The 20,232-nt window shown below is 73.9% G+C and carries 16 protein-coding genes; 6 read left to right on the top strand and 10 right to left on the bottom strand.

Annotation, left to right across the window (positions count from 1 at the left end):
• The first annotated feature begins 80 nt into the window (after positions 1-80).
• The 4 genes from ACTWLT_RS00435 (at position 81) to ACTWLT_RS00450 (ending at position 6,702) form a co-directional block, all read left to right on the top strand.
• The gene (locus tag ACTWLT_RS00435; RefSeq protein WP_445316672.1) at positions 81-917 is read left to right on the top strand and encodes an MBL fold metallo-hydrolase; all 837 of its coding nucleotides are present in this window, start codon (positions 81-83) and stop codon (positions 915-917) included.
• Positions 914-4,534: an adenylate/guanylate cyclase domain-containing protein gene (locus ACTWLT_RS00440; RefSeq protein WP_445316673.1), complete on the top strand. Its 3,621-nt coding sequence runs from the start codon at positions 914-916 to the stop codon at positions 4,532-4,534. The genes ACTWLT_RS00435 and ACTWLT_RS00440 overlap by 4 nt, the downstream gene beginning before the upstream one ends.
• Positions 4,535-4,659: 125 nt before the next feature.
• Entirely contained in the window at positions 4,660-5,172 is a 513-nt protein-coding gene (locus tag ACTWLT_RS00445; protein ID WP_445316674.1) for a hypothetical protein, read from the top strand.
• Positions 5,173-5,202: 30 nt separating this feature from the next.
• Positions 5,203-6,702, top strand: coding sequence for a serine/threonine-protein kinase (locus ACTWLT_RS00450; protein WP_445316675.1), 1,500 nt, complete (start codon positions 5,203-5,205; stop codon positions 6,700-6,702).
• Here ACTWLT_RS00450 and ACTWLT_RS00455 read toward each other — a convergent pair.
• Complete coding sequence (locus tag ACTWLT_RS00455) at positions 6,689-7,030, bottom strand: hypothetical protein (protein WP_445316676.1); 342 nt, start codon at positions 7,028-7,030, stop codon at positions 6,689-6,691. The two genes, ACTWLT_RS00450 and ACTWLT_RS00455, sit on opposite strands and share 14 nt — an antisense overlap.
• A gap of 169 nt (positions 7,031-7,199) precedes the next feature.
• Here ACTWLT_RS00455 and ACTWLT_RS00460 point away from each other — a divergent pair, with 169 nt between their 5' ends.
• Entirely contained in the window at positions 7,200-8,141 is a 942-nt protein-coding gene (locus ACTWLT_RS00460) for a transporter substrate-binding domain-containing protein (protein ID WP_445316677.1), read from the top strand.
• Positions 8,138-9,313, top strand: a complete 1,176-nt coding sequence (locus ACTWLT_RS00465) for a hypothetical protein (protein WP_445316678.1) — start codon at positions 8,138-8,140, stop codon at positions 9,311-9,313. Before ACTWLT_RS00460 ends, ACTWLT_RS00465 begins: the two co-directional genes overlap by 4 nt.
• Before the next feature lie 16 nt (positions 9,314-9,329).
• Here the strand turns inward: ACTWLT_RS00465 and ACTWLT_RS00470 are convergent, their stop codons facing one another.
• The 9 genes from ACTWLT_RS00470 to ACTWLT_RS00510 form a co-directional block, all read right to left on the bottom strand.
• Positions 9,330-10,493 (bottom strand): acyl-CoA dehydrogenase family protein, encoded by a 1,164-nt coding sequence (locus tag ACTWLT_RS00470; protein ID WP_445316679.1) that lies wholly within the window; start codon positions 10,491-10,493, stop codon positions 9,330-9,332.
• A complete protein-coding gene (locus ACTWLT_RS00475) occupies positions 10,490-12,514 on the bottom strand; it encodes an acetyl/propionyl/methylcrotonyl-CoA carboxylase subunit alpha (protein WP_445316680.1) in 2,025 nt (674 codons plus the stop codon). The genes ACTWLT_RS00470 and ACTWLT_RS00475 overlap by 4 nt, the downstream gene beginning before the upstream one ends.
• 74 nt (positions 12,515-12,588) lie before the next feature.
• Entirely contained in the window at positions 12,589-14,190 is a 1,602-nt protein-coding gene (locus ACTWLT_RS00480; protein WP_445316681.1) for an acyl-CoA carboxylase subunit beta, read from the bottom strand.
• A gap of 55 nt (positions 14,191-14,245) precedes the next feature.
• A complete protein-coding gene (locus ACTWLT_RS00485) occupies positions 14,246-15,442 on the bottom strand; it encodes an acyl-CoA dehydrogenase family protein (protein ID WP_445316682.1) in 1,197 nt (398 codons plus the stop codon).
• Positions 15,439-17,148 (bottom strand): acyclic terpene utilization AtuA family protein, encoded by a 1,710-nt coding sequence (locus ACTWLT_RS00490; protein WP_445316683.1) that lies wholly within the window; start codon positions 17,146-17,148, stop codon positions 15,439-15,441. Before ACTWLT_RS00490 ends, ACTWLT_RS00485 begins: the two co-directional genes overlap by 4 nt.
• A complete protein-coding gene (locus tag ACTWLT_RS00495; RefSeq protein WP_445316684.1) occupies positions 17,145-17,954 on the bottom strand; it encodes a TIGR03084 family metal-binding protein in 810 nt (269 codons plus the stop codon). Before ACTWLT_RS00495 ends, ACTWLT_RS00490 begins: the two co-directional genes overlap by 4 nt.
• 11 nt (positions 17,955-17,965) lie before the next feature.
• Positions 17,966-18,571 carry a TetR/AcrR family transcriptional regulator gene (locus tag ACTWLT_RS00500; RefSeq protein ID WP_252417374.1) on the bottom strand — a complete coding sequence of 202 codons (606 nt, stop codon included), beginning with the start codon at positions 18,569-18,571 and terminating at the stop codon, positions 17,966-17,968.
• A gap of 84 nt (positions 18,572-18,655) precedes the next feature.
• The gene (locus ACTWLT_RS00505) at positions 18,656-19,399 is read right to left on the bottom strand and encodes a metallophosphoesterase family protein (protein ID WP_445316685.1); all 744 of its coding nucleotides are present in this window, start codon (positions 19,397-19,399) and stop codon (positions 18,656-18,658) included.
• Positions 19,400-19,531: 132 nt separating this feature from the next.
• A complete protein-coding gene (locus ACTWLT_RS00510; RefSeq protein WP_007466162.1) occupies positions 19,532-20,209 on the bottom strand; it encodes a Crp/Fnr family transcriptional regulator in 678 nt (225 codons plus the stop codon).
• Positions 20,210-20,232 lie beyond the last annotated feature (23 nt).

Here is a 20,232-nt window from a genome sequence, read left to right on the forward strand (position 1 = left end):
AAAGCCCTGAACGGGGATGAATCAGGGGCGGCACGTGCATGATCGCGGGGTGTGGCGGGCGGGGTCGTACGATCGCAGCCATGAGCGGGCACGTGACGGCGCCGGCGGCGGCGCTCGCCGACGAGCTGCCGAGCTGGGTGACGTTGCTGCGCGCGCCGAACCCTGGCCCGATGACCCTCGACGGCACCAACACCTGGGTGCTGCGCGCCCCGGCGTCGGAGTACGGCGTCGTGGTCGACCCGGGACCGGCCGACGAGGGGCACCTGGCGGCGATCGCCGCGCACGGCCCGATCGGGTTCGTGTTGATCACCCACGGCCACCCGGACCACACCGAGGGCTCGGCCCGCCTGAGTGAGCTGCTCGGCGGGGCGCACGTCCTGGCCGCCGACCCGGCGCACACCATCGGCGGGGAGCCCCTCACCGAGCCGGCCGAGCACCTCGGCGGCTTCGGCCTGGAGATCCGCCTGCTGAACACCCCCGGGCACACCGCCGACTCGGTGTGCTTCCTCGTGGAACACGACGACGAGCGGGTCGTGCTGACCGGTGACACCATCCTCGGCCGGGGCACCACCGTGGTGGCCCATCCGGACGGGCACCTCGGCGACTACCTGGCCAGCCTGGAGCTGCTGTCCGCGTACCGGGGGGTTCCGGCGCTGCCCGGGCACGGCCCGGCGCTGGCCGACTGCGCCGCCGCCGCCGACTTCTACCTCGCCCACCGTCGTGCCCGGCTCGACCAGGTCCGGGCCGCGGTCACCGCCGGCGCCCGCACCCCCGCCGACGTGGTCGCCGCGGTCTACGCGGACGTGGACCGCTCGCTCTGGTGGGCAGCCGAATGGTCGGTCCGCGCACAACTGGAGTATCTGGGCGTCGGCACCGGGGAATCTGAGCGCGGGGTCAGCGGGTTGGAGCAAGCGTGACCTGCCCCGTGTGTGGAACCGTCGCCGTTCCCGGTGCCCGGTTCTGCCACAATTGCGGCGCCGCGCTGCCGGCCGCCGCGACGTTGCCGGCGGCCGAGCGCCGGGTGGTCACCGTGCTCTTCGGCGACCTTTCCGACTTCACGTCCTGGTCCGAGGATCTCGACCCGGAACGGGTCGGTGCCGTCACCGACCGGGTGCTCGCCGCTCTCGCCGGTGCGGTGAAGACCTTCGGCGGGCACGTCGACAAGCTCACCGGTGACGGGATCATGGCGGTCTTCGGCGCCCCGGTGGCGCACGAGGACGACGCCGAACGGGCCGTCCGTGCCGCCCTGTCGATGCAGCGGGCGGTCCGCCGGGTGCTCGACGACGAGCGGGGCGGCGGTGCGCCGCTGGGGCTGCGGGTCGGGCTGAACACCGGTGACGTCATCGCGGGCATCCAGGCGGCCATCGAGTACACGGTCATCGGGGACACGGTGAACACCGCCGCCCGGCTGGCCGACGCCGCCGCGGTCGGCGCCGTCTACGCCGGCGCGCGGACCGCCGCCGCCACCCGGCACGTCGCTTCCTGGCGGGCGCTACGCCCGCTGCGGCTCAAGGGCAAGCGCGAGCCGGTCGAGGCGTACGAGCTGCTGGGTCTGCTGGACGCGCCGGGCACCCGTTCGGGCCTCGGCGACGAGGCACCCTACGTGGGCAGGGAGACCGAGATCGGCCGGGTCGCCGGCCGGCTCGCCGAGGTGATCGACCAGGGTGACCCGAGGGTGCTGCTGATGACCGCCGAGGCGGGCATCGGCAAGTCCCGTTTCGCCGCCGAGGTGGAACGCCTCGCCGCCGGGTACGACGTGGGCGCCGGCCGGTACGCCGCGCACACCGGCGCACGGGTGCTGTCGGTGCGCTGCGCCGCCTTCGGTGAGCGGCGCCGGCTCGCGCCCCTGGCCGACCTGGTCCGCGCGGCCGTCGGCCTGCCCAGTGACGCGTCCACCGCCCTGACCCGGCCGGCGGTGGAGGAACGGCTGCGCCGGCTCGGCCAGCGGCTCGCCCGGGCCGGGGGTGAACAGCCGCCGATCGTCACCGACCAGCTGCTCGCCCTGCTCGGCTACGCCGAGCTTCCCGCGCACGGCGGCACCGACAACGGCGAGTGGACCGGCGCGACCGTCCCGGCGGCCGACGCCGAAGCGGTGCCGAACGCCGTGGCCGACCTGCTCAGCGGGCTCGCCACGGAGGCGCCGCTGGTGATCGTGGTGGACGACCTGCACGACGCCACCTCCGAGACGATCCGGGCGCTCGGGCTGACCCTGTCCCGACTCACCGGCCCGGTGCTGGTGCTGCTGCTCGGCCGTCCCGAGCTGGTCCGTACCGCCGGCGCGCTGACCCGGGTCGCGGACGCCGAGGTGCACTCCCTGCCTCCGCTGCGCGGCGCCGATGCCGCCCGCCTGCTCACCAGTTACCTCGGCGGCGGCAAGCTGCCGCCGGCCGACGCGGACCGGCTGCTCGCCACCGCCCAGGGCAACCCGTTCTACCTGGCCGAGCTGGTCACGCTGCTGATCGAGCGCGGAGCGCTCACCACGGTCGAACCGGGGCGCGGCGGCCGGACCGCAGCCGGCGAGCGGGACCAGGGCGCGGCCGGCTGGCGGCTGGTGCCCGGCTCACTGGGCAGCCGGCTGCTCTCCCGGGACCTCGCCGCCGTGCTCGCCGCACGCATCGACGCGCTGCCGCCGGACGCCCGCTCGGTGCTGCGCGACGCCGCGGTCATCGGTGACACCGTGCCCACCGGAGCCCTGGAGGCACTGCGCGATCAGCGGGCCGGCCGTGACGGCCGGCCCTCGGCCGTGGTCGCCGTCGAACTCGACCGGGCCGTCGAGGAACTGCTGCAACGACGGATGCTGCACCGCACCCGGACGGGCTACGCGTTCGCCACCCCGCTGATGCGGGAGGCCGCGTACGCCGGGGTGAGCAAGGCCGAGCTGGCCGAGCGGCACGCCGCGCTGGCCCGCTGGGCGGCGCCGGGGGACGAGACCGCGGCCGGGGCACCGGGCGGGTTCACCGAGGAGGCCCGGGACGACTTCGTGGCGACGCACGTCGAGCGGGCCGCCACGCTCGCCGACGCGGTGAAGCTGCGCCCGGACGCGCCAGCCCGGGCGGTGGTCCCGCTCGGGGTCGCCGCGCTCGGCCGGGCCGCCCGCCGGTCGTTGTCCGCCGGCGAGCCGGCGCTGGCCGTGGAGTACGCCGAACGCGCCAACGAGCTGGCCCGCGACGGGGTCCCGGCGGCCGACCGGGTCGTGCACGCCCGGGCGCTGCTCCAGATCGGTCGGGTCGTCGACGCGCTCGCCTACGCCGAGAAGATCGCCGCGAACGCGGGGGACGAGGCCGTCCGGGGCAGCGCACTGCTGCTCGCCGGGCAGGCCCAGCAGACCCTCGGCGACCAGGCCCGGGCGGTCGCCGCCTGGCAGGAGGCCCTGCAGGTGGCCACGGCCGGCGGCCTGCCCACCCTGCGCGCCTCGGCGATGCGCCGGCTCGGCATGGCCGACTTCGTGGCCGGCCGGCTGAGTCAGGCGAGCAGCCGGCTGGCATCGTCCTACCAGGTCAGCCTCGGCGCGCAGGACCGGCGCGGGCAGGCCTGGTCGTTGCAGAACCTGGCCTGGGTGACCACCACCCGTGGCGACTTCGCCGGCACCGACGCGGTGCTCGGCCGGGCCGCCCGACTCTTCGCCGAGCTGAAGGATCCGTACGGGCGGGCCTGGCTGCGGGGCACCACGGCGTTCGCCCGACTGCTCGCCGGCCGGTTGCGCGAGGCGTGTCGGATGGCGCAGGTCTTCCTGCCCTTCGGTGAGCGGGTCGGCGAGGCGTGGGCGGTGGGCACGCTGCGAGCGGTGGCGGCGTTCGCCACCGCGGAGCTGGGTGACCTGGCCGAGGCGGACCGCGAGGCCCGCCGGGCGTACCGCGAGTTCGCGGCCGCCTCCGACGACTGGGGGCGCGGGTTCGCACTGGTGGTCCGGGCCGTGGTGGCGCGCGGGCTGGGCGAGCCGGAGCACGCGGCCGACCTGCTCACCGACGCACTGGCGTACGCCGAGCGGACCTCGCACCCGTTGCTCACCGGGATGGCCGGCACGCTGCGCGGCTTCGTGGCACTGGACATGGGGGACTGCGAGACCGCCGAGCAGGTCGCCCGCGCGGTGCTGACCGCCGTCGAGCCGCACAACCCGCAGGCTCCTGCGCAGGTCGCACCCCGGGTGCTGCTGGCCACCGCCCGACTGGCCGCGGGCGACCCGGCGACCGCGGTCGGGCTGCTCGCCCCGGTGGCGACCGCCGCCGCGAGCGCACCCTCGCTGCTCTTCTCCCGCCGCCAGACGATGGCCCGGTACGCGTCGGCGCTGCTCGCCCACGGTCAGCGGGACCAGGCGCTGGACTGGGCCCGGCGAGCGGTCACCGCGCCGGCCGAGGACGTGCGCAGCCAGGTGATCGCGGCCAGTGTGCTGGCCGAGGCGCTGGCTGCCTGTGGCCGCCCGGCGGAGGCGCTGTCCTGCGCGGAGGAGGCGGTCCGCCTGGCGTACTCCACCGAGCAGCGCAGCGAGCGAGCCGCCGCCGACGCCCTGCGCGCCCGTCTCGCCGCACCCCTCTGACCCTCCGCCCGCGCGAGGGCGGATTTTGGCGGTTTTGGGGATGTGGTGGTCGGGGGTAGCGGCTAGCGTGTCAACACCGTGCGGCGGTCCACAGGTGACCGTCGCCGCGCCTGGGGAGGCACTCCATGAGGTTGCCGCGTTCCGTCGCGGGCTGGACCATCGCGGTCTTCGGCGTGTTGGCGCTGATGATGGGCACGCTCGGGCTGCTCTGGCCGGAGGCGATGCTGCGCATGCTCGGGCTGGAGGTGCCGGCCGCCCGTTCGACGGGTGACCACACCGGCACGTTCGTTCTCGCGTCGTCGATGGCGTCGTTCAACATGGGGGTCTACTACCTGCTGGCCACCGTCACCGAGTGGCGGGCGTTCTACCGGTTCACGGTGGTCTTCCGCCTGGTCACGTTCACCGTGTTCAGCATCGCGGTGCTGGCCGACATCGCCCCCGACCGGTTCTTCGGGGTGGCCGCCTGGGAGGGGCTGGGCGCGCTGGCCACCGCCGTCGGTCTGCGCCTGGACGCCCGCAGGGGCGCGCCGGTCGGCAGTGACGCGACGCCCGATGGCACCGACCCGGTGCCGCCCGCGGCCGACGCCGGGGAGGGTACGGGCTCGGCCGGTGCCGCTCCGGCGGACGCGGTGCGCTGAGCGACCGGCCGGGTTGGGTATTTTCGAGCAGTGACCGACACTCCGACCGGCGGCCTACCGGTGCCGATCGTGCCCGGTCTGACCGATTTGCGGGTCTTTGCCCGAGGTGGTTACGCGACGGTCTACCAGGCCACCCAGATCTCGGTGGGCCGTGAGGTCGCCGTCAAGGTGGAGAACCGCACGCTGGACAGCGAACGCGACCAGGCGCGATTCCTCCGCGAGGCGCGGGCGGCCGGGCGGATGTCGTCGCACCCGCACGTGGTGGACCTCTTCGACGTCGGGGTCACCGTCGACCAGCACCCCTACCTGATCATGGAACTCTGCGACGGGTCGTACGCCGAACGCATGCGCACGTCGCGGCTGGGCCCGATCGAGGCCCGCGACCTCGGCATAAAGATCGCTGACGCGCTGGCCCACTCGCACGCGGCCGGCGTGCTCCACCGCGACGTGAAGCCCGCGAACATCCTCTACTCCCACTTCAACCCGGCCGTGCTGGCCGACTTCGGGCTGGCCGTGCTCGCCGAGGCCCGGGACGCCTCGGTCACCCTGGAGGTGCTCACCCCGGCGTACGCGCCACCGGAGATGTTCAGCCACAGCCCACCGTCGCCGTCCGTCGACGTGTACGCGCTCTGCGCCACCCTCTACGCGGTGATGCACGGTCGGCCGCCGCGCTGGCAGTCCGAGCGCAACCCCAGCCTGGTCACCGTGCTGGAGATGTTCAACCAGCCGGTCCCCGGCCTGCCCGGCGTGCCGGACGAGCTGATCGACGTGCTGCGCGCCGGCATGGCCAACGACCCGGCCGAGCGGCCCTCCGCCCTCGAACTGCACGACCTGCTCGTCAGCCTGCCGTTCGGCTCGCCGTCGGCACCCGTCAGCGGTGCCCCGGTCAGCGGCGGCGCCACCCACACCGGCCCGTACGCGGCCGGTCAGCCGGTGCCCCGACCTCCGGTCGAGGACGTCCACCCGACGGTCCCCGGCGGGCGGCGCTCGCTGCGACGCTGGTTCCTCGGCGGCGCCGGGGTGCTCGCGCTGGCCGCCTCGGCCACCGCCGGAGCCCTGGTGGCCGGCAATCCACAGTCGCCCGGACCCACCCCCTCGGTCAGCCGGGTCGCCGCGCCGGCCACCGGTCCACTACCCGGCTGCACCACCGGCGCGGGCGCGCCGAGCGCCCTGCCCGACGGTGCGCGGTGCCTGCCCGAGCTCGAGTGCTTCGGTCCGGTGCGAATCCGCGGCACCAGCGCCGAGGCGGCACGTGTGCCCTGCGCCGGGCGGCACACCTGGGAGACGTACGCCGAGGGCATCCTGCCGGTGTCGCTGATCGGCGCGGAACACGCCGAGGTGGTCGCCGCCGAGCCGGTGCGCCAGGTGTGCAGCATGACCACGTTCCGGCTGACCACCGGGATCACCGAGTCGACCGGCTGGCACCTGGAGGTGCTGCCACCGGTGGACGGCAGCATCGACCGGACGTACCGGTGCCTGGCCGGGCGGGGCGTGGACGCGCTCGCCGCGCCCACCCTCACCGGTCGCTGACCCCGCCCCGCCCGCGTCGCCGGTCACGCACCGCACGCAACGCGTCCCGGCTGTCCAGGGCGTCGAGGGTGTCCGCGTCGAGCCCGTACGGCATCAACTCCGGCGGCCCGGCGGCCGCCGGGCGGTCCGTCGGCTCCGGGTCGTGGCCCTGACGGGCGGCGGAGACGGCCACCCCGGTGACCATGGCCAGCAGGACGCAGAGCAGCGCCAGGACGACGCCGAGAAGATCCTGACGGCGCCAGACGACCAGCATGACCAGCAGCGCAAGGGCTCCCAGCGCCGCGACGGCAGCCACGACCCGCGCGTCGGGCCTGGACAGTCTGCTCACCCCACCAGCATGTCGCGGGTGGGCCGGCTGTCAACCGCGGAGCCGCCCCGGCGCGCCGATCACGTCGCCCGACCGGTCGCCCGACGCGGGCCGATCGGCGTCCACACGGAATGGACCGAAGCCGCTACTCTCGGTGTCCCACAGGGCCGTTCGGTCAGCGAGGTCGCCCATGAACGCAGGCAGTTCCCAGTCCCGGCTCCGCTCGATCGCGACGACGGTGGCGGTCGCCCTCACGCTCACCCTGGCCGCCGCGGCCGGGTGCGACAGTCGACAGGAACCGGAACTCCCGTCGGTGCAGGAAAAGCTCCGCGAGTCGCACATCTACGGGCAGTCGAAGCTGCGCATCGGGGTCGCCACCAACGAGCCACTGATGGGTGAGCTGCGCAACGGCCAGCACTACGGCTTCGACGTGGAGATCGGCCGGTACGTCGCGGCCTCGCTGGGCTACGAGGGCGACCAGCGGCTGGAGTTCGTGTCCGTGTCCACGGAGGACCGGATTCCCGCTCTCCAGGGCGGCACGGTCGACCTGGTGGTGTCCAGCTTCTCCATCACCGAGGACCGCAAGAAGCTCGTCAGCTTCGCGGGGCCGTACCTCGTCACCACGCAGGAGGTGATGGTGCCGACCCGGCTCAACGACAAGATCCGCACCATCGAGGACCTGCGTGACCCGACGTACAAGGTCTGCACCAGCGGCGGCTCCACCACAGAGGCCGAGCTGGAGAAACATCAGGTCAGGACGTTCGTGGTGAAGGACGTCGGCGACTGCGTCGACGGCATCCGCGAGGGCCGGTACGACGCGGTCAGCTCCGACGAGGCGATCCTCGCCGGCTTCCTGGCCAGCTTCCCCAAGGAGTTCGAGCTGGTGGACATGCCGTTCGGCACCAGCGAACTGCTCGGCATCGGTGTGCCGATCGGCGACCCCGCACTGCGCGACCTGGTCGCGTTCTTCCTGCAGAAGAGCTACGAGCAGGGTCGGGACGGGCAGGCGAGCCCGTGGCAGACGGCGTACAACCGGACACTCGGCCCGTGGCTGCGGGCCGAGAAGCGCCAACCGCAGCCGCTGGAAGTGCCGAAGCTGGTCGACTTCGACGACAAGGCGCCCCGGAGGTGAGCACGACGCCGACCGCCACCGACGGCCCGGTCCCGCCGCCCCGGGCGTCCGTGCCGGGCGACACCGCCGCCACGCCGGGTGTCGACGCTCCAACCGCTGCCGACGCGGACTCTGCCCGCTGGCCGGCGGGTGTGCCGGTCGCCGAGCCCGCCGAACCGGTCGTCGCGGCCGTCGAGCCCGGGCGGGTGCGGTGGGACCCGGCGGAGCGGCGCGCGCGGGCCAGCCAGTCGTTCTGGACGGCGGTGGTGGGCGTACCGGCGATCTTCTCGGTCCTCCGGCTCGGTGTGGAGGCGGGCGGTGAACTCCAGACCACGCTGCTGCTGGTGGCGAACGTGGGGCCGGTCAACCTGCTCGCCGGCTTCCTGACCACCGCGGCCCGACTGCTCTCCACCGGGCTGGTCGCCGTCTTCGCGCTCGGTGCCGTGCTGGCGGTCAGTGTGGACCGGTTGCCGCCGGGCACCCGCCGCCCGCTCTTCGCCCGCTGGGCCGACCTCACCCCGGCCTGGGTGGTGCTGGCCAGCTTCCTGCTCGCCCTGCTCACCTGGCCGCTGCTCTACCTGCCGCTGCTGCTGCCGGCTTTCGTGGCCGCCTTCCAGCTCCGCCCCGGGCGGCTGCACGAGCGGGTCGCGCCACGGGTGCTGCTGATCGTCGCGCTGCTCGCGGCGTACGGCTGGCTGGTGCTGCCCACCCTGCGCGACGCGGTCGAGCAGGGCGGCGAGCGGCTGGTCCTGGCGCTCATCGTGGTGCCGCCGGTGCTGGCCCTCTTCATCGCCGGCCCGCTGCCCGGGATGGTGATCCGGCCGCTGGCGTCGCTGACCGAGGTGGCGGTGCTGGCCATGCTGGTCTGGGCCGCCCTGCCGGTGATCAGCACGCCGGTGCTGCCGCTCACCGTCACGACGGTGGGCGCGGAGAGCGGACCCACCGAGGACGTGCGGGGGCATGTCGTCACCACCGACGACGTCAACATGGTGATCCTTCAGGAGCGGGGCGGCGTGCGGTACGTCCCGGTCGACCTGGTTCGCGCCCAGGTGCTCTGCCCGAGCGAGGAGGAGCTGCCCCGACACCGGCTGCGCATCCACGACTTCCACGTCGAGGACTCGCTGCTGGAGGGGATGGGCCGCCGCGTCCGACCGGTGCACCGCATCGACGCCGCCTGCCGCGCCCCCGGCTGACGACCCCGCTGGCCGCTCAGTAGGACTTGTCCTGGCCGAGGACGTGTTGGGCGACGAAGTTGAGGATCATCTCCCGGCTGACCGGGGCGATCCGGCCGGCCCGTACGGCGCCGAGCAGGGTGGCCACCCCGTACTCGGTGGTCATCCCGGCCCCGCCGAGCGCCTGGACGGCGGTGTCCACGGCGAGCGCGGCGGCCTCCCCGGCGGCGTACTTGGCCATGTTGCCGGCCACCCCGGCCTCCAGGTCGCGGCCCGCGTCGTACAGGGTGGCCGCCTTCTGGATCATCAGTCGGGCCAGCTCCACCTGCACCGCCGCGTGTGCCAGCGGGTGCGACACCCCCTGGTGGGAGCCGATGCTCCGGCCACCCCACACCTTGCGCGTGGCGGTGTACCCGCTGGCGCGCTCGATGGCGTACCGGCCGGTGCCGGCGCCCATCGCGGCGACCGTGATGCGCTCCGGGTTGAGACCGGCGAAGAGCGCCGGCAACCCGGCGTCCAGTGACTCACCGACCAGCGCGTCGGCGGGCAGCCGCACGTCGTCCAGGTAGAGCAGGAACTGGTTCTCCGGGGACACGATCTCCATGTCCAGCTTGGACCGGGTCAGCCCGGCGGCGTCGGTCGGCACGATGAACAACGCCGGCTTGAGCTTTCCGGTCCCGGCATCCTCGGTACGGGCGACGACCAGAACGTGGCCGGCCTCGTCGACCCCGGAGATGTAGCACTTTCGGCCGGAGAGCAGCCAGCCGTCACCGTCGCGGCGGGCCACCGTGCCGAGACGGTGGAAGTTGGACCCGGCGTCCGGCTCGGTGATCGCGAAGACGATCTTCGCCGACCCGTCGGCGAGGCCGGGCAGGTGCCGCTTGCGCTGCTCCTCGGTGCCGTGCCGGTTGATGACGGTGGCCGCGATGGCGGGGGAGACCACCAGCAGCAGCAGCGGGCAGCCGGCCGCCGCCAGCTCCTCGCAGACGATGGCCAGCTCGGTGATGCCACCGCCGCCACCGCCGTACTCGGTGGGGATGTTGACCCCCAGGTAGCCGAGCCGGCCGGCCTCGGCCCACAGCTCGGTGGTGTGCTCGCCGGCCTTGGCCTTCTCGACGAAGTAGCCGTGGCCGTACCGGCGGCCCAACGCCCGTACGGCGTCACGCAGCTGGTCCTGCTCGGAGGTGAGGTCGAAGGTCATCGGGAGTCCTCCTCAGAAGTGACCACGGCCAGTACGGCGCCGGTGCGCACCTGACCGCCGGCCGGCACCGGCAGCTCGGCGACGACGCCGTCGGTCGGGGCGAGCACGGGATGTTCCAGCTTCATCGCCTCCAGGGTGAGCAGCGGGTCGCCGGCCGCGACCCGCTGACCGACCTGGACGTGCACCCGGGTCACCGCGCCGGGCAGCGGCGCGAGCAGCGACCCGGCGGCCAGCTCGGCGGTGGGCAGCGGGAAACGCGGCAGCTCGGTCAGGCTCGCCGCCCCGTCCGGGCCGTCCACGAAGATCTCCGACCCCACCCGGTGTACGCGGTACGCGCGCCGCACGCCGTCGACGTCGAGCACGACCCGGTCCGGGGCGGCCTCCACCAGCGCCACGATGGGCGTGGCAGCCGCCTCCCGTAGGTCCGGGGAGCCACCGGCAGCCGCCGGCGTGCTGGACCAGTCGGCGAGCCGGCCGGTCCGGTCCAGGCGGTAGCGAATCTCCATCTCGTCGCCGTCGGGGCCGGCGAACCGGGCCACCTGCGGAACGGCGGGCACGTTGCGCCAGCCGGAGGGGAGCCCGGAAAGCACCGGTGCGGTCGCCCGGCGGTGCGCGGCGGCCGCCAGTGCCGCGGCGAGGGCGGTGACCGGAAGTTGATCGGCGGGGAGCAGCGGTTCGAAGACCTCCGGGTGCCGGTCCAGGAACCCGGTGTCGATCTCCGTCGCCGCGAACTCGCGGCTGCGCAGCACCCGGACCAGCAGATCGCGGTTGGTGGCCACCCCGTGCAGCTCGGCCCGGGCCAGGGCGCTCGCCAGCGCCCGGGTCGCCTCCGCCCGGGTCGGCGCCACGGCGATCAGCTTGGCGAGCAGCGAGTCGTAGTGCACGCCCACCACCGAGCCCGCCACCACGCCGGAGTCGAGCCGCAGGCCCGCCCGTTGGAGCCAGCCGAACTCGCGGTCCACCCCGGGCACGCTGAACCGGTGCAGGATGCCCGTGGCGGGCCGCCAGCCCTGCGCCGGCTCCTCGGCGCACAGCCGCACCTCGATCGCGTAGCCGCGCGCGGCGGGATAGTGGGCGTGCTCGGGTAGCGGGGCGCCCTCGGCCACCAGCAGTTGCAGCCGGACCAGGTCCAGCCCGACCGGGGTGATCAGCTCGGTGACGGGGTGCTCCACCTGGAGGCGGGTGTTCATCTCCAGGAAGAAGAACTCCCCGCTCGGCGCCAGCAGGAACTCGACCGTGCCGGCCCCCACGTAGTCGACCGCCCGCCCGGCGGCCACGGCCGCCTCGTGCAGCCGCTCCCGCAGCTCCGAGGGGATGACCCCGGGCGCCTCCTCGATGATCTTCTGGTGTCGGCGCTGGATGGAGCACTCCCGCACTCCCAGAGCGGCGACCGTGCCGTGGACGTCACCGAAGATCTGCACCTCGACGTGCCGGCCGCGCTCGACGTACCGCTCGATGAACACCGTGCCGTCGCCGAAGGCCGCCGCCGCCTCGCGGCGCGCGGACGCGACGGCCTCGGGCAGCCCGGCGGCGTCCCGGACGATCCGCATGCCGCGCCCACCGCCGCCGGCGGATGCCTTCACCAGCACCGGGAAGTCGGTGATCTCGTCGGTGGCGGTCCAGCTGGGCAGCATGGGCACGCCCGCCTCGGCGAGCAGCGCCTTCGCCGCCAGCTTGTCGCCCATCGTGGCGATCACCTTGGCCGGTGGCCCCACCCAGGTCAGCCCGGCGTCGGTCACCGCCGCCGCGAACTCGGCGTTCTCGGCCAGGAAGCCGTAGCCAGGGTGGACCGCGTCCGCGCCGCTGCGGCGGGCCGCGTCCAGGATCAGATCCACCCGCAGGTACGTCTCGGCCGGCGTGTCCCCCGGCAGCCGGACCGCCTGGTCCGCCTCGGCGACGAACGGCGCGGCGGCGTCGGCGTCCGAGTACACGGCGACCGTCTCCACGCCGAGCGACCGGCAGGTCGCGAAGACCCGACGGGCGATCTCCCCCCGGTTGGCAACGAGCAATCTCGAGATCACTGTGCCTGCCTTTCGTCGTTCGCGACTGCGGGACTCCGCCTCGCTGCGTTCCTCGCGCTCACGGCTGTCAGCCCCTACATCCGGAAGACGCCGAAGCCCTCGGCGCCCTTCACCGGTCCGTTGTGGATCGCCGAGAGGCAGAGCCCGAGGACGGTCCGGGTGTCCCGAGGGTCGATCACCCCGTCGTCGTAGAGCCGGCCGGAGAGGAAGAGCGCCCCCGACTGCGACTCGATCTGCTGCTCGACCATCATCCGCATCGCCGCGTCGGACTCCTCGTCGTAGTCGCGCCCCCGGGCGGCGGCAGCCTGCCGGGCCACGATGGACAGCACGCCGGCGAGCTGCGCCGGGCCCATCACCGCAGACTTCGCGTTCGGCCAGGTGAACAGGAACCTCGGCTCGTACGCCCGGCCGCACATGCCGTAGTTGCCGGCCCCGTACGAGGCGCCCAGGTTCACCGTCAGGTGCGGCACCGTCGAGTTGGACACCGCATTGATCATCAGTGCGCCGTGCTTGATGATGCCGCGCTGCTCGTACTCGGTGCCCACCATGTAGCCGGTGGTGTTCTGCAGGAAGATCAGCGGGGTGTCGGCGGCGTTCGCGAGCTGGATGAACTGCGCCGCCTTCTGCGCCTCCTCGCTGAACAGCACGCCGCGGGCGTTGGCCAGCACACCCACCGGATATCCGTGCAGCTCGCCCCAGCCGGTGACCAGGGCGTCCCCGTACGCCGGCTTGAACTCGTCGAAGTCGCTGCCGTCCAGGATCCGGGCCAGCACCTCGCGCGGGTCGAACGGCACCTTCAAATCGGCGCTGGCGATGCCGAGCAGCTCCTCCGGGTCGTACCTGGGTGGTTGCGGAACGCGCGTACGCGGCTGCGGGCCCTGCTTGCGCCAGTTCAACCGGCGGACGCACTGCCGGGCCAGCCGGATGCCGTCCCGCTCGTCCTCGGCCAGGTAGTCGGCGAGCCCCGAGGTGCCGGCGTGCATCGCCGCGCCGCCCAGCGACTCGTCGTCGGTGACCTCGCCGGTGGCCATCTTCACCAGCGGAGGCCCGGCCAGGTAGACCTGCGACCGGTCCCGGATCATGATCACGTGGTCGGACATGCCCGGCACGTACGCCCCACCGGCCGTGGCGTTGCCGAAGACCACGCTGACCGTGGGGATGCCCGCCGCGGAGAGCCGGGTCAGGTCGCGGAACACCCGGCCGCCCGGGATGAAGATCTCCGCCTGGGTGGGCAGGTCCGCCCCGGCCGACTCGACCAGGTTGACCATCGGCAGCCGGTTGGCCAGGGCGATCTCGCCGGCCCGCCGGGTCTTCGCGAGCGACCACGGGTTGACGGCGCCGCCGCGTACCGTCGGGTCGTTCGCGACGATCAGGCACTCCACGCCCTCGACCACACCGATGCCGGTGACCACGCTGGCGCCGACCGGGAAGTCCGTGCCGTACGCGGCGACCGGCGACAGCTCCAGGAACGGGCTGTCGGCGTCCACCAGCAGCTCGATCCGCTCCCGGGGGAGCAGCTTGCCGCGGGCGTGGTGCCGGGACACGTACTTCTCGCCACCACCGGCCCGAGCCTGATCCAGTGCGGCGTCCAGTTCGGCCAGCCGGTCCAGCAGCGCCGCCCGGTTCGCCGTGTAGTTGGCCGCGGACGGGTCGATCGCGCTGTCCAGGGTGCTCACCGTGCCTCCTTCGTTCGCGACTGCGAGGCTCGCAAACCCGGCTCACTCCTCGCGCTCACAGACCCATGCCTTTCGCGATGATCTCGTTCATGATCTCGGTGGTGCCGCCGCCGATGCCGAGGATCCGGGCGTCGCGGTAGTGCCGCTCCACCTCGGCGTCGCGCAGGTAACCGAAGCCGCCGTGCAGCTGCAACGCCTGGTCGACGACGTGGTCGCAGGCGGCCACCGCCACGTTCTTGGCCATCGCCACCTCGGTCACCACCGGCTCCCCGGCCGCCACCCGCGCGGCCACCTCGTGCACGTACGAGCGGGCCGCCTCGGTGCGGGTGTGCATCTCGGCCAGCCGGTGCCGGACCAGTTGCCTGCTGGCCAGCGGGCGGCCGAAGGTCTCCCGGTCCCGACACCAGCGCACGGCCAGCTCGACGCAGCGCTGCGCGGTGGCGTACGCCTGGGTCGCCAGCGACAGTCGCTCCGCCGCGAAGTGCTGCATGATCGCCAGGAATCCGGTGTTCTCCGCGCCGATCCGGTTCGCCACCGGCACCCGGACGTCCACGAAGGAGAGCTCGGCGGTGTCCGAGCAGTGCCAGCCGAGCTTCTCCAACCGGCGGCCCACGGTGAAGCCGGGTGTGCCCTTGTCGATCACCAGCAGGGTGAGCTCGCCGCTGCCCGGAAACTCGGTGCAGACCGCCGTGGTCACGAAGTCGGCCCGGTGCCCGCTGGTGATGTACGTCTTCGACCCGTTCACGACGTAGTGGTCGCCGTCGCGGCGGGCGGTGGTGCGGATTCCGGCCACGTCCGAGCCGCCGTCCGGTTCGGTGATCGCCAGCGCGCCGATCGTCGTGCCGGCCAGGGTGGGCCGGACGTACCGGTCGATCAGGTCGTCGCCACCGGGTGTCGACGCGCCGCCGAGCCGGCCGCCCAGCGACCCGCCGGAGCGGGCGCCGGCCGCAGCGACCATGTGCGGCAACGCGATGCCGTGCGTGAACAGGGCGGCGACCAGGCCGGACGAGCCGCCGGAGCGGATCAGCTCCTCCGTCACGAGGATGGAGTCGAGCAGGTCACCGCCGCTGCCGCCGACCGACTCGGGGAAGCCGATGCCGAGCAGGCCGAGCTTCGCGGCGGTGGCGTGTAGTGCGCGGGGCACCTCACCGGCGCGTTCCCACTCGTCGAGGTGCGGCAGCACCTCGCGGGTCACGAAGGCCCGGGTCAGCTCGCGCAGTTGCCTCCGCTCCGGTGTGTCCACGATGCTCACGCGGTCACCTCGCCCGTCCCGACCGGCGTCGCCGGGCCGCTCGGCACGTCCACCGGCAGGTCGACCACTCGGGAGCGCAGCAGCTCACCGAGTGCCTTGGCCTGCGGGTCGAACCGCGTGGACGCGGCCACCCCCGCCCCGAGCAGTCCCTCGATCACGAAGTTGACGGCGCGCAGGTTCGGCAGCTCGTACCGCCGCACGCCCAGCGGCGACGTCTCCGGCAGAAGTTCGGCCAGCCGTTCGACGGTCAGCCACTCGCGCAGCCAGGCGTACCCCGCGTCCGAGCGTGCCCAGACGCCGAGGTTGGCGTCCCCGCCCTTGTCCCCGGAGCGCGCGCCGACGAGTTCGCCGAGCGGCCCCCGCCGGGTCGGACCGTCGACCGCCGCCCCGCCACCCGGTGACGTCTCGGCGTCGGGGGCGGGCGCCGGTACGGTCCGGATCGGTGGGGCGATCGGCACCCGCTCGCCGCCGGGCAGCACCGCCACGTGCGCCACCGCGTCCTGCGCCACGGTGTCGGCGGTGAACACGCCGTACGGTGTCGCGTCGCCCGGCAGGGTGGTCAACGTGCAGCCCGGGTAGGAGGCCAGCGCCAGTTCCACCGCGGCGGCCGAGAAGGCCCGCCCGGCCCGCGTCCGGTCGCTGTCGCGCAGGTGTACGTGGAGCAGGGCGCTGGCCGCCTCGGTGTCGACGGCATCCGGATGGTCGGTCCGGGCCAGTGTGAACTCCAGCCCGTCCTTGCCCACCGCCTCCTCGACCTGGCCACGGACCAGGGCCGCCTTCGCCTCGATGTCCAGCCCGCAGAGCACGAACGTCATGGAGTTGCGGAAGCCACCGAGGTTGTTGACGCCCACCTTCAGCGTGGCGGGCGGCGGGGTGCCCCGGACGCCGGAGACCAGCACGCGGTCCGGCCCGTCGGGGCGCAGCGTCACGCTGTCCAACCGGGTGACCACGTCCGGCCCGAGGTACGCCGGCCCACCGATCTCGTAGAGCAGTTGGGCGGTGACCGTCTCCACGGTGACCGCTCCGCCGGTGCCCGGATGCTTGGTGAGCACCGTGGAGCCGTCCGGGTGCACCTCGGCGATGGGGAAGCCGGGCCGGTGCCCACCGTCGGGCAGCTCGGTGAAGAAGCTGAAGTTGCCACCGGTGACCTGCGCGCCGCACTCGACGAGGTGCCCCGCGACGGTCGCCCCGGCCAGCTCGTCCAGGTCGTCGCGGCCCCACCCGTACCGGGCGATGGCCGGGCCGACGACCAGCGACGCGTCGGTGACCCGTCCGGTGACCACCACGTCCGCCCCACCGTCGAGGCAGGCGGCGATCCCGAACGCGCCCAGGTAGGCGTTCGCCGTCAGCGCGTCGGGCCGGGTGATCGCGTCGCCCTCGACGTACCCCACCCGGGCCGGCAGGCCCAGCCGGTCGGCGAGCCGGTCGATGGCGGCGGCCAGGCCGGCGGGGTTCAACCCGCCGGCGTTGGTGACGATCCGTACCCCCCGGTCGAGGGCGGTGCCGAGGCAGGTCTCCAGCTGCCGCAGGAAGGTCTTCGCGTAGCCGAGGTCGGGGTCGCGCAGCCGGTCCCGGCCGAGGATCAGCATGGTCAGCTCGGCCAGGTAGTCACCGGTCAGCACGTCCAGCTCACCGCCGTCGAGCATCTCCTGCCAGGCGGTGAACCGGTCGCCGTAGAAGCCGGAGGCGTTGCCGATCCGGATCATGCCCGCGCTCCGTCGCCACCCGCCGTCGCGGCGGCCGGCTCGCGGCCGGCACCCGGCGGACCGGCGAACGCCTGCGCCACGTCGAGCCACTCGTCGGCGACCGGGCCGCTGGCCAGCAGGGCGAGGTCGGAACGGTGCCGGCGCTGGGTGACCAGGAGGCAGAAGTCCCGGGCCGGGCCGGTCACCCGGTCGGCGGCCTCCGCCGGACCCCAGCTCCACGTGTCGCCGCCGGGCCCGGTCAACTCCACCCGGACCGGTGCCGTCGGCGCCGGCCGGCCGTGCGCGGCGAAGCCGTGCCCGAGGGTACGCACGCCGAGGTGCGCGACGTGCCGGAGCCGGTCGGTGGCGGGGCGGACGACGCCGAGCGCGTCGGCAACGTCCTCGCCGTGCGCCCAGGTCTCCATGATCCGGGCGGTCGCCATCGAGGTGGCCGACATCCGGGTGCCGTACCAGGGCAGCTTCTCGCCCGTCGGGACGGCGGCCAGGGCGGCGGCGAGCGCCGTCCGACCGGTGCGCCAGCGGGCCAGCAGCTCGACCGGCGGGGCGAGGAACTGCTCCACGCCGTGGTCGACGAGTCGGGCCGGATCCGGGGCGGCGGTCACCGACGCGAAGAAGGCCGTCGCGTCGGTGGCGGCCAGCAGCGCCACGTGGTCGGTCCAGGCGAGGTGGGCGACCTGGTGCCCGATGCTCCAGCCCGGTGCGGGGGTCGGCCGCGCCCAGTCGGTCGTCGGCAGCTCGCTGACCAGGATGTCCAGCTGATCGGACTCGTCGGCCAGGTCCGCGAGTAGGTCCTTGAGGTCGACCATGATGCCTCCGGTCAGGGCGTGAGCAGGGTGGCGAGCTGGCGTTTCCAGGTGGCGAGCAGGGCCGTGCGGCGGGCGGAGTCGTCGGTGAGCAGGTTGGCCACCCCGAGACCGCGCAGCAGGTCGAGCGTGGCCTGCACCGCCTCGCGGACGCCGGGCCGGCGCTCGTCCACGCCGAGCAGGGCCACGGTGAGCCGGTGCATCTCCCGGCCGACCGTCGCCTCCAGGGGCACCAGGGCGTCGCGAAGCTCACGGTCGGTGCGGGCGGCGACCCACAGTTCGAGAGCGGCGACGAAGAGCGGTCCGGTGAACGCGGCCCCGAGCAGGTCGATCACGCCGTCCAGCCGCCGCGGCCCGGTGGGCAGCGCCTCCGCTTCGGTGCGCAGCTCGTCGGCCCGGCGCTCGGCCAGGTGAGCGACGGCGGCCGTGACCAGCGCGGCCTTGGTGGGGTAGTGGTGCAGCTGAGCGCCGCGCGAGACGCCGGCCCGGGCGGCGACCACGGTGGTGGTGGTGCCGGACCAGCCGTGCTCGATCAGGCAGTCGACGGTCGCCTCCAGCAGCCGGGCCTGGGTGGCTCGGCTGCGTTCCTGCTGAGGGACGCGCGTCGATGCGGTGGACACGGGGACAGCCTGCGGCCTACGAAACAAACAGTCAAGACTGATTTTTTACCCCGTGGTCGGCGCTGACCCGGGTCGGTGCCGGCGTCAGCGGCCGTCGCGCGGGGCGAAGACGGCCAGCGCGTCGGCGTCACTGTGCTGGGAGCGCAGGTACTCGTCCGCCCAGGCCGCGGCGTCCGGGAAGGTCGACTCCGCAGCGACCCGGGCGCACGCGGCGTCCACGTCGAAGTCCGTACGGCGCAGGTGCACACCCGGCCCGAGCAGCGCCCACCACGCGCCCGCCCCGCCGTACGGCATGCCGATGCTGCCGGGGTTCACCACCAGCCGGCGGTCGACCAACCGGGTGAACGGCATGTGCGTGTGGCCGCAGACCACCGTGGTCACCTCCGCCGGCAGGGCGGCGAAGACCTCCGCCCAGCGCTCCATCCGGGTGTCGACGAGCACGACCTCCTCGTCGTCCCGGGGAGTGGCGTGGCAGAAGAGCACCGGGCCCAGACCGTCGATCTCCAGGGTCACCGTCAGCGGCAGCGCCGCCAGCCGCGTGAGGTGGTCATCGCGGAGCTGCCCGGCGGCCCAGTTCGACACCTCGATCGACGCGGCCCGGCCGGCCCGGGCCTCGACCAGCTCACGGTCCGCGTTGCCGCCCACCCAGCAGACGCGGTCGCCGAGGCCGGCGAGCACGTCCAGCACCTCGACCGGCTGCGGACCGGCCGCGATGTCGCCGGTGAGCACGATGAGGTCGGCTGCGGCGACGTCCGGCTCGGCCAGCACCGCCTCCAGAGCGGGGAGCGCCCCGTGGATGTCGGACAGCACCGCGACCCGGTTCAGCATGGCCCCACCCTCTCCGCCGTCGCTGCGCCGAGTCCAGCGATTCTGCGCCGGGCAGAGAGGGGCGGGAGGCGGGTCGGGAACGAAACGTCCCCGCCCACCGTCGGTGACGGTGGTCGGGGACGAAACGTGCTGTCAGACGCGGGCGCGGCGGGCGAGGCGCTCCGGGTCCAGGATGATGATGCTCTTGCCGTCCAGGCGCAGCCAGCCGCGCGAGGCGAAGTCGGCCAGTGCCTTGTTGACCGTCTCCCGCGAGGCGCCGACGAGCTGGGCGATCTCCTCCTGGGTGAGGTCGTGCGTCACGCGCAGCACGCCGCCGTCCCGGGTGCCGAACCGGCCGGCCATCTGGAGCAGGTTCTTCGCGACGCGACCCGGCACGTCCGTGAAGATCAGGTCGGCGAGCGAGTCGTTGGTCCGCCGCAGCCGCCGGGCGAGCACCCGGAGCAACTGCTCGGCGATCTCCGGACGGTTGTTCAGCCACGGCCGCAGCGCCTGCTTGCGCAGTCGCACCAGCCGGGTGTCGGTCACCGCGGTGGCGGTCGCCGTACGCGGACCCGGGTCGAAGAGCGACAGCTCACCGACCATGTCCGACGGGCCCATCACCGCGATCAGGTTCTGCCGGCCGTCCGCCGCGCGGCGACCAACCTTGATCTTCCCGGACAGCAGGATATAGAGGCTGTCACCGGGCTCGCCCTCATTGAAGACGATCTCGCCCTTGCGGACCTCGATCGTCTCCATCTCCTTGGCGAGCGCCTCGGCAGCTTCCGGGTCAACACCCTGGAAGATCCCGCTGCGGGCCAGTACCTCGTCCATCGCGCACCTCCGGTTGCGCGTGC

It is taken from the genome of Micromonospora yongxingensis (assembly GCF_052601155.1).

Bases quoted from the DNA above. Each gene is read 5' to 3' on its own strand.
- ACTWLT_RS00495 (WP_445316684.1), bottom strand. From the start codon at position 17,954: ATGGTCGACCTCAAGGACCTACTCGCGGACCTGGCCGACGAGTCCGAT.
- ACTWLT_RS00490 (WP_445316683.1), bottom strand. From the start codon at position 17,148: ATGATCCGGATCGGCAACGCCTCCGGCTTCTACGGCGACCGGTTCACC.
- ACTWLT_RS00445 (WP_445316674.1), top strand. From the start codon at position 4,660: ATGAGGTTGCCGCGTTCCGTCGCGGGCTGGACCATCGCGGTCTTCGGC.
- ACTWLT_RS00470 (WP_445316679.1), bottom strand. From the start codon at position 10,493: ATGACCTTCGACCTCACCTCCGAGCAGGACCAGCTGCGTGACGCCGTA.
- ACTWLT_RS00510 (WP_007466162.1), bottom strand. From the start codon at position 20,209: ATGGACGAGGTACTGGCCCGCAGCGGGATCTTCCAGGGTGTTGACCCG.
- ACTWLT_RS00460 (WP_445316677.1), top strand. From the start codon at position 7,200: ATGAACGCAGGCAGTTCCCAGTCCCGGCTCCGCTCGATCGCGACGACG.
- ACTWLT_RS00505 (WP_445316685.1), bottom strand. From the start codon at position 19,399: ATGCTGAACCGGGTCGCGGTGCTGTCCGACATCCACGGGGCGCTCCCC.
- ACTWLT_RS00435 (WP_445316672.1), top strand. From the start codon at position 81: ATGAGCGGGCACGTGACGGCGCCGGCGGCGGCGCTCGCCGACGAGCTG.